The following is a 14,304-nucleotide window of genomic DNA, read 5'->3' on the forward strand; positions in this document are numbered from 1 at the left end:
GAAGGGACCACCGATGCCCCACGAAGCGCTGCCGTCCACCCAGAGCGCGGTCTTCGCCATCGAGGTGATGGCCGCCCGGCACGGCCACTCGGTGCGGACCAGCCATGACATCGGCCGCGACCAGACCTTCGCCGGCCTGGTCGGCGCCGACGAACCGGGCGGGATCCCGCACGAGGCGCTGGTCGAGATCACCGGACCGCCCGAGGTGACCGTCCGCCTCTTCGTCCACGACGAGGCCGTGGTCACCGTCGACACCATCGCCTTCGACGTGCCGCGGGACGGCGTCCCGGCCTTCCTGAACTCGGTCTGGACCGGCCTGGTCCACCTCAAGCAACGGGTCTTCCCGCCCTCCTGCACCATGATCGTCACCGTGCCGGGCGAGCGGAGCTACCGTGAGGCCGTCACCCTGTACACCCTGACCCCGTGGCTGGCGCGCAAGCTCCGCTGACCCCGGCCGCCGCCCGGCCCACTCGCCGAGACCGCCGCCCGCCGAGACCGCCGCCCGCCGAGACCGCCGCTCGACCGATGACCGGACCGAAGAACGGATCGATGAACGGACCGATGACCGCCTCCGCCGCCCGCCGCCGCCCCGTCCTCGCCGTCGCCCACCGCGGCGACCCGTACCGCCACCGCGAGAACACCCTGCCCTCCGTCGAGTCCGCGTTCGCCGCCGGAGCCGACGCCGTCGAAGTGGACGTCCGGCTGACCCGCGACCGGGTCCCGGTCCTGCTGCACGACGCCACCCTCGAACGCCTCTGGGGCGACCCGCGCCCGCTCGCCCGGCTCACCGCCGAACAGCTCGACGCCTTCGACGACGGCCGGTACCGCGTGCCCGCCCTCGCCGAGGCGCTCAAGGCCACCACCGCCGCCGCGCCCGGCGCCAAGCTCCTCATCGACCTCGACGACGCGGGCCCGGCCGCCGCCACCTGGGAGGTCGTCACCGACCTCGGCGCCGAGCAGCGGGTCGGCTTCTGCGGCCCCACCGCCGCGATGCTGGCCGTCCGGGCGCTCGCCCCCGACGCCGAGATCGCGCTCACCTGGAAGCAGCCCCGGCTGCCCGTGCGCGCCCTGCTCGACGACCTGCGCCCGCGGTACATCAACCCGCCGTTCGGCCTGGCCACCCCCGCCTTCACCGCCGCCGCCCACCAGGCCGGCCTCGCCGTCTCCACCTGGACCGCCGACCTGCGCCGCACCATGCGCAAGCTGACCGAGGCCGGCGTGGACTCGATCACCAGCAACCGGATCGCCCTGCTGCGCTCCGTCCTGGACGGCCGCCGGTGACCGGGGGTCCGCGGGGGGACGACGGCGGGGTGCTGGGCCCGCGGGCGCTCGGCCGCGCGCTGCTGGCCCGTCAGCACCTGCTGGAGCGCAGCGCCGCCACCCCGGCGGACATGATCGAACACCTCGGCGGCCTCCAGGCCCAGGCCGCCCCGCAACCGCCCTACCTCGGTCTGCTCGCCCGCCTCGACGGCTTCACCCCCGAGGCGCTGACCGGGCTGATCGAGACCCGACGGGTCGTGCGGATCGCCCTCCAGCGCGGCACCATCCACCTGGTCACCGCCGAGGACTGCCTGACCCTGCGGCCCCTGCTGCAGCCGCTGCTGGAACAGCAGTTGCGCACCACCTACGGCAAGCGGCTGACCGGCCTCGACCTCGACGCGCTGGCCGTCGAGGCGCGCGCCCTCGTCGAGGCGGAGCCCCGCACCTTCCTGCGGCTGGGCACCGAACTGGCCGCCACCCGCCCCGACCGCGATCCGGCCGCGCTCGCCCAGGCCGCGCGCTGCCTGCTGCCGCTGGTGCAGGTCCCGCCGCGCGGTCTGTGGGGTCGTGGCGGTCCCGCGGCGCACACCACCGCCGAGGCCTGGCTCGGCCGGCCGCTCGACCCGGTGCCCCCGCCGGACGCCCTCGCGCTGCGCTACCTCGCCGCCTTCGGCCCGGCCACCGCCGCCGACCTGCAGAAGTGGTGCGGCCTCAGCCGGCTCGCCCCGGTGCTGAAGCGGCTCGCCCCGGGCCTGGTCACCTTCCGCGACGAGCAGGGCCGGCTGCTGTACGACCTGCCCGAGGCGCCCCGCCCCGATCCGGACACCCCCGCCGCGGTCCGGCTGGTCGCTCCGTTCGACAACCTGCTGCTCTCGCACGCCGACCGCACCCGGGTGCTGCCCGAGGAGTACCGGCCGCGGGTGATGACCCAGAACGGCATCGTGCTCGGCACCCTGCTGGTGGACGGCCTGGTTGCCGGGAGCTGGCAGCTGTCGGAGGAGGGCGCCGGGGCCCGGTCGGTGACGGTCCGCCCGTTCACGCCGCTCGGCCGGGCCGACCGCGACGCGGCACTGGCCGAGGCCGAACGGGTGCTCGCCTTCGCGGGCGGCGACGGTCCGGTGCGCTTCGAGGAGGCCGGCTAGCGCGTTCGACGGTCGGACGCAGGTGCGGGCGCCGTGACTCATTGGAGTGGGTCGGCGGCGGTGCTCCGTGTCCGTACCGGTTCGACTGGCTTGAATCGACCCACCCCTACCGAAGTGGAGTCGGCCGTGGCCCCTGTGCACAATGGCGTCTACGCGATCGCCAAGCCCACCGAGCAGCTGCTCACCCTCCAGGCCTCCAAGGAGTTCGTGGTCGTCCTGAATTCGACCGGTGAGCCCGGGGAGCAGGAGTGGGAGGTGGCCGGCCTCGACAACGGAAACATCGTCATCAGGAACCTCCGGCACGGCGACTACGTCGGCCTGGACGGTCCGCCGGAGGTGAACCAGCAGGTCCGGGGAACCGAGGAGGCGTTCGAATGGGCGCTCTACCAGGCCGCCGAGCGGTCCTCCTTCCACGTCGTCGTCCCCGGAGGTCCGGTCGACGGCCAGGAGCTGGCGCTGGACCTGAGCGTGCTGGACATCTTCCCGCCGCGCACCGCACTGCGGCCGCTGGAGGTCCAGGAGCAGCGGCAGGCCTGGCTGTTCGAGTCCCGCGACTGAGCGCCGGCGCGCCCGCCCCGGTCGTGAGGTGACCGCCGGGGCGGGCGCCGTCCAAAAGGGATAAAACAGGCGCATGATCGGATCATCTGCTGAGATGGGGCAGACCTGGACCGATCGACCGGACGGAGGAACGGATGTCGGGGCAGACTCCGTCCGAACGGCCACCCGCCGACCACCGGCGCCCCTATCTGATGCTGCCGGCCCCGGTCCGGGCGGCCGCCGCCTGGTCCGCGGCGCTGGTGCTGCTGATCACCGTCGCCTCGCTCGTCGTCTTCGCCCTCGTCGAACTGCGTGCCGCCACCGTGCCGGTGATCCTGGCGCTGCTCGGCACCTCGCTGCTCCAGCCAGTGATGCCGTGGATGGTCCGACGCGGCGTCAGCCGCTCCCTCGCCGCCGGACTCACCTGCGCCGTGCTGGTGGCCGCCGTCAGCACGGTCATCGCCCTGCTGGTCAACTCCCTGGTGCACAGCGCCCCGCAGATCGCCACCGCCCTCCAGGAGGCCGGCGACCGGCTCGCCGAATGGCTCGGCCCCTTCGGCGAGAAGATCCGGCACGTGCTGGACAACGCCAAGGGTGAGACCAGCACGCTCGTCACGACCCTGACCGACAGCGTGCTCACCGGCCTCGGCCTCGCCACCCAGGTCGCCACCGGTGGCGTGCTCGCGCTCGCCCTGGTCTTCTTCTTCCTGCGCGACGGCCACCGCACTGGTGAGACCATCCGCGCCTACCTGCCCGACCGCACCGCCGAGACGGTGGTGGCCTGCGGTGAGCGGGCCTTCGAGGCGATGGCCGGCTTCATGCGCGGCACCACTCTGATCGCCCTCATCGACGCCTTCTTCATCACCGTCGGACTGCTCGTCCTCGGAGTCCCCGGCGCGCCCGGCCTCGGCGCGCTGGTCTTCATGGGCGCCTACATCCCGTTTGTCGGCGCCTTCCTCTCCGGCACGGTGGCGGTGCTGGTCGCCCTCGCCGACGGTGGCGTGGGCACGGGGCTCTGGGCGCTCGGCGTGGTGCTCGCCGTCCAGGTCGTCGAGGGCAACGTCCTCCAGCCGCTGATCCAGAGCCGGACGGTGGAGCTGCACCCGGCCACCATCATGGTCGCCGTGGTGGCGGGCTCCGGGATCGCGGGCATCATCGGCGCCCTGCTGGCCGTCCCGGTCTGCGCCGCCGGGCTCGGGGTCGTCTCCGTCCTGCGCGGCGACCCCGGCCGCAGGCGGCGCGGGGAGCGGAACGGCGGAGGGACCGAACCCCTCGCGGACCCGGTTCAGGAGCCTCGGGAGTAGGCGAGCGGACGGCCACGCCGCAGCGTCTACTCGGCGGCGCGCACGAAGAGCGCCGCGTGGAGGACGATGTCCGGGTCCGCCGTCCACGGACCCGGGGAGCCGGCGGCCGCGGCCCGCGCCCGCCGGTCGGACCAGTGGCCCGCCGCCGCGGAATTCCGGTTGCCGGTGCCGGACGGGTGGGGCAGAGTGCCGTGGCCGGGGCGGAGGGATCGCCGGACGGCCGAGGAGAGGCGCTGGTCGGAGGATGACGGTGGGGGAGATGACGGTGGAACGGATCGTGGTGTCGGACGGGGCGGCCGGACCGTACGGGCTCACCGTCGGGCCGGACGGCGCGCTGTGGTTCACCCTGGTGCACGCCGGGGAGGTCGGGCGGTTGGCGGCCGACGGGACCGTCACCCGCTACGGGCTGGACGCGCCCGGCTGCGCGCCCGCGGTGATCACGGCGGGCCCCGACGGGGCACTCTGGTTCACCCGGACGGGCGACCACCGGATCGGCCGGATCACCGTCGACGGCCAGACCCGCAGCTACCCGCTGCCCGCCGAGGGCGGTCCGTACGGGATCGCGGCCGGGCCGGACGGGGCGCTCTGGTTCACCGAGCTGAACGCCGACCGGATCGGGCGGATCACCGTGGACGGCGAGGTGACGGAGCATCCGCTGCCGGTCTCCGGCGGCTACCCGTCGATGATCACGGCCGGGCCGGACGGCGCCCTCTGGTTCACCCTCAACCAGGGCGGGGCCGTCGGCCGGATCACCGTGGACGGCGAGGTCACCCTGCACCCGCTGCCCACCGAGGGCGCCGCCCCGGTCGGCATCGCCCGGGGCGGCGACGCGCTCTGGTTCGTCGAGATCGGCGCCGGCCGGATCGGCCGGATCACCGTGGCGGGCGAGGTGACGGAGCATCCGCTGCCCGACCGCGCCGCCCGCCCGCACGCCATCGCCGCAGGGCCGGACGGTCGGCTCTGGTTCACCGAGTGGGGAGCCGGCCGGATCGGCTCCCTCACCCCCGACGGCCGCTACGCGGGCCACCCGCTGCCGGTCGAGGGCGCCGAGCCGCACGGCATAGCCGTCACCCGGGACGGCGCCGTCCACGCGGCCCTGGAGATCGGGGAGATCGTCAGGCTGGCACCGTAGGGCGTCCGTCAGCGGTGGTGGGCGGCCGGGGTGTGGCCGAAGGTGCGGCGGAAGACGTCGATGAACGCGCTGGCCGAGGCCCAGCCGCAGCGGTGCGCCACCGCGGTGACCGGGACGTCCTCGGCCAGCAGGCGCAGGGCGTGGTGCAGCCGCAGCTGGGTGCGCCACTGCGGGAAGGTCATGCCCAGTTCCTCGCGGCAGAGCCGGCTCAGCGTGCGCTCACCGGCCCCGGCCGCCCGGCCGAGTTCGCCGAGGGCGCGGCCGTCGGCCGGATCGGCGTCGAGCACCGCGGCGACCGCCGCGAGCCGCGGGTCGCGCGGCACCGGCAGGTGCAGCGGCTGCTCGGGGGCGCGGCGCAGCTGGTCCAGCAGGACGGCCAGCATCCGGCGTCCCTCGGGAGTGCCCTCGGTGCCCGGACTGCTGTAGGCGATCAGCAGTTCGCGCAGCAGCGGGCCCACCGCCAGCACCGCCGGGCGGGTCAGCCGCAGTGGATTGTGCCCCAGCGGCAGGCCCACGGTGTGGAGCACGGTGGGTCCGTAGGCGCGGTGCCGGTGGCCGGTCCCGGCGGGGATCCACAGCGCCCGGGTCGCCGGGGCGACCCAGGTGCCCGCGGCGGTGGTCACCGCGAGCACGCCCCTGCCCGCGTAGACGATCTGGTGCACCTCGTGCCGGTGCTCGGAGACGGTCGAGCCGGCGGCCAGCGGTCGGGTGACCGTCAGATCGGATGAATCGTCGGGTTGGCGGGAATTCGGCATCGTCCGGCACTTTATCGGAAGTCCGCCACCACGTGCCGGGCCGAGGATCGCTCCGTGACCACTCTCCGATCCCGTGTCCCGTCCGGCGCCGCCCCGATCGCGGTCCTGGCGGCGGGCCATGCCGCCGTCGACCTCTACCAGGGCGTGGTGCCCGCCCTCGTCCCCTTCCTGGTCGCCGAGCGCGGCCTCGACTACGGTTCCGCCGCCGGGGTCGTGCTGGCGGCGACCCTGCTCTCCTCGATCGTGCAGCCGCTGTTCGGCGCGCTCACCGACCGCTGGGCGATGCCCTGGCTGATCCCGGCCGCCACCGCGGCCGCCGGGACCGGCGTCGGCCTGGCCGGGCTGTTCGGCCCCTACGCGCTGCTCTGTGCGGCGGTCGCGCTCTCCGGCGTCGGGGTCGCCGCCTACCACCCCGAGTCCGCGCGGCTGGCCCGCGCCGCGAGCGGCGACAGCCACACCCGGATGGGCTGGTTCTCGCTCGGCGGCAACATCGGCTTCGCGCTCGCCCCGCTGATGGTCGGCCCGGTCCTGGCGGCCGGCGGCCTCGGCGCGACCCCCTGGCTGGCGGTGCCCGCGCTGGCCGCGGCGCTGCTCACCGCACCGGTGGTCCGCACCCTGGCCGCCGGTGCCGCCGGGCCCGCTGCCGGCGGCACCGGCGACGCCCGGCGTGACGACCGGCCCGCGTTCCTGTGGCTCTCGGGGGTGATCGGCTGCCGCTCGGTGGTCTTCGTCGGGCTGAGTTCCTTCGTGGCCCTCTACGCCCAGCAGCGGCTCGGCCGGGGCGACTCCGGGACGGGGACCGTGGCGCTCTTCACGCTGTTCGCCGGCGGCGCGGTCGGCACGGTGCTCGGCGGCTGGTGCGCCGCCCGCTGGGGCCGGGTGCGCACGGTCCGACTCTCCTACGCGGCCGCCGTCCCGGCGGTCGCCGGACTGCTGCTGGTGCCCGGACCGGTCGCCCTGTACGGCTTCGCCGCGCTGATCTCGCTGGCCCTGTACGTGCCGTTCTCGCTCCAGGTGACGCTCGGTCAGGACTACCTGCCGAGCCGGATCGGCACCGCCAGCGGGGTGACCCTCGGCCTCGCCGTCAGCGTCGGAGGCCTCGCCGGCCCGGCCATCGGCCTGCTCGCCGACCACACCGGGCTGCGCACCGCGCTCGCGCCGCTGGCCGTGCTGTGCGCGCTGGCCTGGGCGCTCGCCCGCCGGCTGCCCGAGCCGGACGGGGCCCCGCGCGAGCCGGCCGCGCCGCAGCCGCCGAAGGCCGTGCCGTGGCAGGAGGCCGGGAACGGCGGGCGGGCGGGGCGGCCCTGAGCCCGACCGGCGGTGTGCCAAGGGCGGCGGGCGCTCAGGGGGCGGTGCGGAGCTCGGTGGCGAGCGCGCAGAGCGCGGCGCGGTCGCGGCGGCCGGTCTTGGCGATCAGGTTGGCCAGGTGCTTCTCCACCGTGCGCGGGGAGATGGACAGTTTGCGGGCCAGCTCCTGGTTGCCGGGCCGGTCGGCGAGCAGCACCAGCACCTCGTACTCGCGGACCGTCACCCCGCAGGTGCGCAGGTCCGCCGGCACGGCGTCGCGCCCGCCGCGGTGCTGGGCGACGCTCGCCCCCGCCCGCCGCAGCAGGGTGCGGCAGGCGGCGGCCACCGGCTGGATCTCCAACTGGTGGAAGTACTCCTCGGCGGTGCGCAGCCAGGCCACCGGCTCGCCCCAGCCGTCGGCGAGCGCGGCCTCGGCGGCGATCCGCAGTGCCAGGTGGTGCGCGAGCGGGAAGGCCGCGGCGGTCGGCCGGGCCTCGGCGAGGGCGCGGGCGGCCTGTTCGGGCCGGCCCTCGCGGCCCAGCAGAACCGCGTCGGCGAAGCGCAGGAACTGGCGGTTCCAGGCGAGTTCGGCGGCGGGCGCGGCGGTGGCCGGGTCGAGTTCGGCGCGGCCCCAGCGGCCCTCGGCCACCTCCAGCAGCGGGTGCAGGCCGTGCCGTCCGGCCAGGTAGAAGACGCTGGGGTGGCGCTCCTCCCAGGCGAGCCCGGCGTCCAGTTCGGCGCGCGCCCCCGCGCGGTCCTCGGCGAGCAGCGCGCCGACCGCGCGGCAGAGCCCGTAGCGCAGCGGGGTCAGGAAGGACTCGTCGCCGCCGGCCTGCCGGAACCGGGCCAGTTCGCTCTCCATCTCCCGGGTCCGGCCGAGGTGGGCCGCCAGGGTGGCGGAGGAGAGCAGCAGGTAGCGGTGGGCGGCGAGGTTGTGCAGGCGGGCGGTGGCGTCCAGGCAGCGGTCGACGGTGGCGCGGGCGGTGCTCCACTCGCCGCGCATCACGGCGTTCATCGCGAGCAGGCCGTCCAGGGTCTGGGTCAGCACGATCGCGCCGAGCCCGGCGGCGGCCTCCCGGGCGCGCTCCAGCCGGGTGCCGTCGCCGGTGCGCATGAAGGCGTTGGCGCCCAGCCGCAGCATCGCCTCGACCCGCCAGACGGGCAGGGCGTGCGCCTCGGCGACGGTCAGCATCCGCTCCAGGCAGGCGTCGGCGGCGTCGAAGCCGCGTTCGCGGGCGAGCAGGGCGAGCAGCTGCCAGGCCTGGCAGGCGACCACCGGCAGGCCGGAGCGCTCGGCCACCTCGGCGGCGCGGCGGGCGCGCGACTCGGCCTCGGCGAGTCGGTCCGCCGCGTCCGGGGCCTGGGACGGGGTGCTCGGCGGCTCGTCCGGGGCGCCACCGGGGGCGCCGTCCGGGCCCGGCGACCCGCCGTCCGGCAGCAGCGCGAGGTGGCCCTCGACGACGGCCAGCGCGGCGTCCTGCTCGGGGCGGGGCCGCCCCGCGGTGAGGGTGCGTGCGGCGGCCACCTGGTCGAGGGCGTCGGCGCCGCGTTCGGCCATCACGGCCGCCCAGGCGAGCCGGGTGTGCAGGTCGATCCGGCGCTCGACGGCCGGGACGGCGCCGGCGGGTGGCGCGGGCGGGACCGGCGGCAGGGTCCGGACCAGCTCGAAGGCCCGGTCCAGCTGTCCGGCCTCGGCCAGCGCCGGCAGCAGCCGCTCGGTGACGCCGGCCCGTTCGGCGTCCCCGGCGAGCTCGTGCGCGCGCTCCAGCAGGACCACCGCGGACCCGGCCGCGCCCGCCTCCAGCACCCGTCGGCCGGCCTCCGCGAAGTGCACCGCCGCACCGGCCCGGTCCCCGCCGGCGAGCAGCAGTGAGGCGACCAACTGGCGTCGTTCCTCAACGAGGTCGGGGTCGGCGCGGAGGATCGCACGGGCCGCCCGGCGGGCCAGTGCGGCGCGTTCGGCGGGAGCCAGGGCGGCCGTCACCGCGTCGGCGGTCAGCGCGTGCCGGAAGGCGTAGCGGTCCGGGGCGGCGCCGTCCGGCACGATCACGTTGGCCTCGCAGGCCGAGCGCAGGTGGCTGAACAGGGTGCGGTCGTCGTACCCGGTGATCAGCTGCACGGTGGTCACCGAGAAGCGGCTGCCGAGGGTGGCCGCGGTCAGCAGCAGGTCCCTTACCTGCGGGTCGAGTTGGTCGATCCGGTGGCCCCAGCTGCGGACAATGGTGCTGGGCACGCCGGGGCGCGACCCGTCGGCGAAGGCCCAGCGGCCGTTCTCGGCCCGGCACAGCGTGCCGGAGTCCAGCAGATCGGCCAGCAACTCCTCGACCAGGTAGGGGCAGCCGTCGGCGCGCGCGGTGAGGTGCCCGATCAGCGCCTCCGGCAGGTCGGCGCTCTCGCCCTCCAGGATCGCGGCGGCCAGCGCGGCCACCTCGGCGGGCGGCAGTGGCCGCAGTTCGGTGACGGTGGCGGCGCGGCGGCGCTCGGCGGCGCGCACCAGCTCCAGGGCGGGGCCGGGTTCGGCGCGCAGCGTGGCGAGCAGCAGGACCGGCAGGCCGGCCAGGTTGTCGACCAGGTACTCCAGGACGGCGACGGTCTCCGCGTCGGTGTCGTGCAGGTCCTCCAGCAGCAGGACGCAGCCCTGGTCGCGGCCGAGCACCGCGAGCAGTCGCAGCAGCGCCTCGGCCAGCTCGACCACGCTCTCCGGATAGACGCCCGCGCCGGCCGCCGCAGGGTCCCGCCACTCCGGGACCAGCCGGGCCAGTGCGGGCCGGTAGGGCGCGAGTTCGGGGTCGGTGGGCGGTCCGGCGGCCCGGAAGCGGGAGGAGAGCGCCTCGATCAGCGGCCGGAACGGTGTCACCGTGCCGGTCGAGCTGCCCCGCCCGCGCAGCACCGGCAGGCCCAGCCCGTACGCCTGGTAGGCGCATTCGCCGGCCAGCCGGGATTTGCCGATGCCGGCCTCGCCGAGCAGGAAGACCGCTCCGCCGCCCTGTTGGCGGGCGGTGGCCAGCGCGTCGCCGAGCATCGCCAGCTCGGTCGCGCGGCCGACGGTGATCGACGACGTGGTCCGCATGGCCGCAGGCTACTTGACGGGGTATCGGTTCTGAAGAGTGGTGGGTCGGTCACGGAGCGGACACGGCGGCACCACCGGGTGGTTACCGTACGACCACATGCGGAGCGCGGTGCCCGCGCGGCCGGTGCCGCGGACTCGCACGGGTCGGCGTGAGTCCGCGCGGGTCCGCCGCCGGGGGGCTGCCCGTTCCCCGGCGGCGGACGGTCCGGTCGCTCAGGACCGGGGGTGGTGCGGTGGCACGGGCGGTTCTCAGAAGGGCGTGGTCATGGTCGGGAACTCGACGATCGGCGGGATGGCGCCGCCGGTTCCGGCGAGCAGCCGGGAGCGCAGGCCCAGGCCGTGGCCCGGGCGCAACCGGATCTCGCCGGCCGGGTGCTCGGCCGTCTCGCCGGGGCGGACGGCGGACTGAGGCGGGGTCAGACGCTCGTCGTGGTTGGTCATGGTCCGGAGCTCCGTTCGTGGTTGCGGATGGACGGTTCTGATGGTGTGGACGGTACGGACGTCGGGTCGGGACGATGCCCGGTGGAGAGGACGTCGCACGGGTCGCGCCGGTTCGGTCGGACGGCAGGGGCCGGTGGTGCGGGTGGTGCGGAACGCACGTTCGCGCGCGATGGTGCGAACGCGCGCGCATGGGGGCGCTAGGCGCGAACGGCGGCGCGCGGACCGGTGTTCGCGCGCTGGTCGGCCCCGGTCGCCGGGACCCGGGGACGCAGCAGCAGGGCGGGCGGCACCTGGTCCGGGAAGCCGAGCCGCAGCAGACCGTGCCCGATTCCGGCCAGGCCGGTGAGCAGCCCGGGGTGCGCGACCTGGTCGGGGGTGCCCGAGCGCGCGCCGTCCTGGTCGACGGCGGCCAGCAGCGCCCCGGCCCGCCGGACCCACGGGGTGCGCCCGGCGGAGGGACCGTGCCGGCCGAGCAGTTCGAGCACGCCCAACTCGCCGTGGCAGAGGCTGTGGTCGCCGAGTGGCGCGGCGCGGGCGGTGTTCCGCACGGCGCGCTGGGCCCATTCGGCGAGCCGGCGGTCGGCGAGCGCGAGCGGGCTGTCCACGACGGCGAGCGCGACGCCGGGGCGGCCCCGGCACCAGGAGCCCTCGCGCGAGCGGACCGCGGTGGCGGCGTGCAGGGCGGCCAGCCCGGCCCGGTGGCGCGGGCCGTCGGGGGGTTCGCCGACCGCCTCGGCGTAGCGCAGCAGGGCCCAGCCGACACCGGCCGAGCCGTGGGCGAAGCCGGTGCCGGCGGGGAGGGGACGGCCGGCCAGCCGTTCGGCGCTGCGGCCGGCGGCGGCCAGTGCGGCGGAGGCGACCGGATCGACGGCGCCCCCCGGTCCGGCGCCCGCTGTTCCGGCCCCGGCCCCGGCTCCGGCCGGTCCGCCGCCGCCCGCCGCGTGCACGGCGAGCAGCGCGGCGAGCCCGCCGGCGGTGCCGCTGTGCACACCGGGGTCGTCCTCGCGCTCGGCGGCGGCCGCGGTGAGTGCCACGGCCGGGCCGCTCCACGCCCCGACCAGCGGATCGCCCAGCAGCCGGGCGAGTTCGGTGAGCGCGTAGGCGATGCCGCCGAGCCCGGCGAAGGCGCCGGAACCGACGGCCGCCGGGTGGTCGGGGTGGGCGGCGAGCGAGTCGAGCAGCCCGGGGACGGGCGCGAGGGCCCGGCGGGCGACCTCGGCGTAGCGGTCGGTCCCGGTGAGCGCGGCGAGCTGGGCGAGGAACAGCGCCGTGCCGGTGTAGCCGCCGGCCAGGTCGGCGCCGAGCGGGCGCACCCGCCAGTAGCGGTCGGCGAGCAGTTCCAGCCCCAGCCAGTTGGTGCGTGAGCGGCCCTGGTAGGCGGCGGCGACGAGCTGGTCGCCGAGGCCCCGGGCGGCGGCCAGCAGCCGTTCGGGTTCGGGGGCGGTCGCCCAGACGTTCTCCGGTCCCGGCCGGCCGGGCCGGTGCGCGGGGGTGTCGGCGGCACCCGCCATGGCCGCGCGGACGATCCACTCCTGGTCCTTGCGGTCGACGGCGCCGAGCGTGGCGAGCTTGACCTCGACCCGGGCCAGCCCCGACTCGGCCAGCTCGCCGACCAGTCGGCGCCCGTCGCTGGTCCACAGGTCGCGCGAGCCGGGCCGGGTGGTGAAGAACGGGACGTCGCCGGTCCACAGGTCGGCGATCTCGTGGTCGGCCAGCCCGGGGCGGCCCGGGTCGTCGACCGCGTCGGTGCGCAGCAGGTCGAGCACGGCCTGCCGGGCGCCGGCCTCGCGCAGCACGTCCGGGTGGGTGGACTCGTCGAGCAGCCGGGCGTAGACCCGGGTGGCCCGGGGCACCACCCGCACCTCGGCGTCCGCGAAGCAGCGCAGCAGCCCGCGCGGGCCGGTGAGTTCGTCCCGGCCGTCGGCGAGCGCGGTGTAGCCGGCGCGGAAGCCGGCCAGCAGCGCCTCGGTGTGCTCGGCGGGTTCGACGGGCGCGCCGCCCAGCCGGGGCCGGTTGTGGGCCTCGCCGAACGGCCGGGGGCGGCGCACCAGGCGCATCTCGTCGGTGCCGGCGCCCGCCCAGTCCACGCCGTCGACCGGGGACAGCCGCCGCCCCGTGCAGCCGCCGCCGATGCCGGAGACGTCCACGGCGCCGTCGTCGCCGATCAGCAGCTGCGGCAGCAGGCCGACCCGGTGGACGGACTCGGCGAGGGCGCGGGCCGCCGGGTCCCCGGCGAGGCCGGGTTCGGGGGCCGGGCCGCCCGCCGGCGGGTGGAACAGCGTCTCGACGTCCACCAGCACCGGCTGGTCCCCGCAGGCGATCAGGTTCTCGAAGTGCAGGTCGGTGCCGTCCAGCACGTGCAGCAGGGCGAGCAGCGCGCCCTGGCGGCGGTAGAAGCGCTCGACGTCGTAGCGGGTCAGGCAGGGGCGGGCCTCGGCGTACTCGGTCCAGCCGTGGGACCCCCGGTCGAGCAGGCCCAGCGCGCGCAGCCGGGGGACGCCGGGCCGTCCGCCGTACCAGCCGAGCAGCGTGTTGAAGTGCCGGTGCGCGGCGGGCGGCCGGGGCCGGTGGACGACGGCGGCGCCGTTGGCGAAGTGCAGCACGGCGACGGCCCGGCCGTGCCGGTGGCGGTCGCCCGCGTCGGCCTCGACGGCGACCAGCGCGCCCGGGTCGCGGCCGCGCAGCAGACCGGTCACCAGCGGGGCCCGGTCGGCGGCGAACCGGTCGAGCAGCTCGGCGTGCGCGTCGGCGGCGTCCAGGCAGGCGCGGGCGAGCAGCCGGGCCAGCACGGGGTAGTCGCGCAGCAGCGCGGCCAGGCCCTCCCGGCGGGCGGTGAGCGCGAGGAACGAGCGGAACCGCTCCTGCGGGGTGCCGCCGGCCAGCCGCCCGGCGGCGCGCGCGGTGTGCAGCTCCAGGACCAGGGTGCGCGCGGCGATCCGGGCCAGCCGCTCGGTGAGCCGCGCGGTGAACTCGGCGCGCAGCGCGGGCAGGTCGATCCGGCCCTGCTGGTCGGCGGCGCGCACGGCGGGGGAGAGCGCGGTCAGCAGCCGCACCTGCGCGCGGTCGGCGAAGGGCTGCAGGACGAGCGCGAAGCCGCTCAGGCCCGGGTAGGCGGCGCGCGGCACCACCGGGCGCACCGGTGCGGCGGCCACGGCCGCCTCGGTGAAGGCGGCCCAGTCCGGGCGGGCGGCGGGGACCGGCCGGCCCGGCGTCAGGCCCCGCTCCCACCACGAGGGGCCGCCGGCACGGGGGGACCGGAGCCGACCGGGGTGGGAGCGGGGAGTCTGGGGGAGGGCGGGACGGATCGGGGGCGGGGCCGACGGCGGACCGGGCGGTCCGGGGCGGGCGGATCCCGCGGGCGGTGCGGGTGTTGCTG

The 14,304-nt window shown here is 76.9% G+C and carries 11 protein-coding genes; 7 read left to right on the plus strand and 4 right to left on the minus strand.

Annotated elements, in window-relative coordinates:
* Positions 1-13: 13 nt before the first annotated feature.
* The 6 genes from ACFVVU_RS01065 (at position 14) to ACFVVU_RS01090 (ending at position 5,375) form a co-directional block, all read left to right on the plus strand.
* Positions 14-448: a hypothetical protein gene (locus ACFVVU_RS01065; protein ID WP_387787424.1), complete on the plus strand. Its 435-nt coding sequence runs from the start codon at positions 14-16 to the stop codon at positions 446-448.
* A gap of 101 nt (positions 449-549) precedes the next feature.
* Complete coding sequence (locus ACFVVU_RS01070) at positions 550-1,281, plus strand: glycerophosphodiester phosphodiesterase (protein ID WP_387787426.1); 732 nt, start codon at positions 550-552, stop codon at positions 1,279-1,281.
* Positions 1,278-2,402 (plus strand): winged helix DNA-binding domain-containing protein, encoded by a 1,125-nt coding sequence (locus tag ACFVVU_RS01075; RefSeq protein WP_387787428.1) that lies wholly within the window; start codon positions 1,278-1,280, stop codon positions 2,400-2,402. The genes ACFVVU_RS01070 and ACFVVU_RS01075 overlap by 4 nt, the downstream gene beginning before the upstream one ends.
* 126 nt (positions 2,403-2,528) lie before the next feature.
* Entirely contained in the window at positions 2,529-2,960 is a 432-nt protein-coding gene (locus ACFVVU_RS01080; protein ID WP_387787430.1) for a hypothetical protein, read from the plus strand.
* Between the two features lie 134 nt (positions 2,961-3,094).
* Entirely contained in the window at positions 3,095-4,243 is a 1,149-nt protein-coding gene (locus ACFVVU_RS01085) for an AI-2E family transporter (RefSeq protein ID WP_387787433.1), read from the plus strand.
* Positions 4,244-4,502: 259 nt separating this feature from the next.
* Positions 4,503-5,375: a virginiamycin B lyase gene (locus ACFVVU_RS01090; RefSeq protein ID WP_387787435.1), complete on the plus strand. Its 873-nt coding sequence runs from the start codon at positions 4,503-4,505 to the stop codon at positions 5,373-5,375.
* Between the two features lie 8 nt (positions 5,376-5,383).
* Here the strand turns inward: ACFVVU_RS01090 and ACFVVU_RS01095 are convergent, their stop codons facing one another.
* Positions 5,384-6,130: an AraC family transcriptional regulator gene (locus tag ACFVVU_RS01095; protein WP_387787437.1), complete on the minus strand. Its 747-nt coding sequence runs from the start codon at positions 6,128-6,130 to the stop codon at positions 5,384-5,386.
* 54 nt (positions 6,131-6,184) lie between these two features.
* Between ACFVVU_RS01095 and ACFVVU_RS01100 the strand changes: the two genes are divergently transcribed.
* Positions 6,185-7,438, plus strand: a complete 1,254-nt coding sequence (locus ACFVVU_RS01100) for an MFS transporter (RefSeq protein ID WP_387787439.1) — start codon at positions 6,185-6,187, stop codon at positions 7,436-7,438.
* Between the two features lie 34 nt (positions 7,439-7,472).
* On the opposite strand, the gene ACFVVU_RS01105 is transcribed toward ACFVVU_RS01100, so the two are convergent.
* The 3 genes from ACFVVU_RS01105 to ACFVVU_RS01115 form a co-directional block, all read right to left on the minus strand.
* A complete protein-coding gene (locus ACFVVU_RS01105) occupies positions 7,473-10,487 on the minus strand; it encodes an AAA family ATPase (protein WP_387787441.1) in 3,015 nt (1,004 codons plus the stop codon).
* Between the two features lie 249 nt (positions 10,488-10,736).
* On the minus strand, positions 10,737-10,928 hold the full coding sequence (locus ACFVVU_RS01110; protein ID WP_380684615.1) for a hypothetical protein: 192 nt from the start codon (positions 10,926-10,928) through the stop codon (positions 10,737-10,739).
* A 197-nt stretch (positions 10,929-11,125) separates the two neighbouring features.
* Entirely contained in the window at positions 11,126-14,080 is a 2,955-nt protein-coding gene (locus ACFVVU_RS01115) for a type 2 lanthipeptide synthetase LanM family protein (protein WP_387787444.1), read from the minus strand.
* Positions 14,081-14,304 lie beyond the last annotated feature (224 nt).

The organism is Kitasatospora sp. NPDC057965 (genome assembly GCF_042887135.1).
Lineage (GTDB): Bacteria > Actinomycetota > Actinomycetes > Streptomycetales > Streptomycetaceae > Kitasatospora.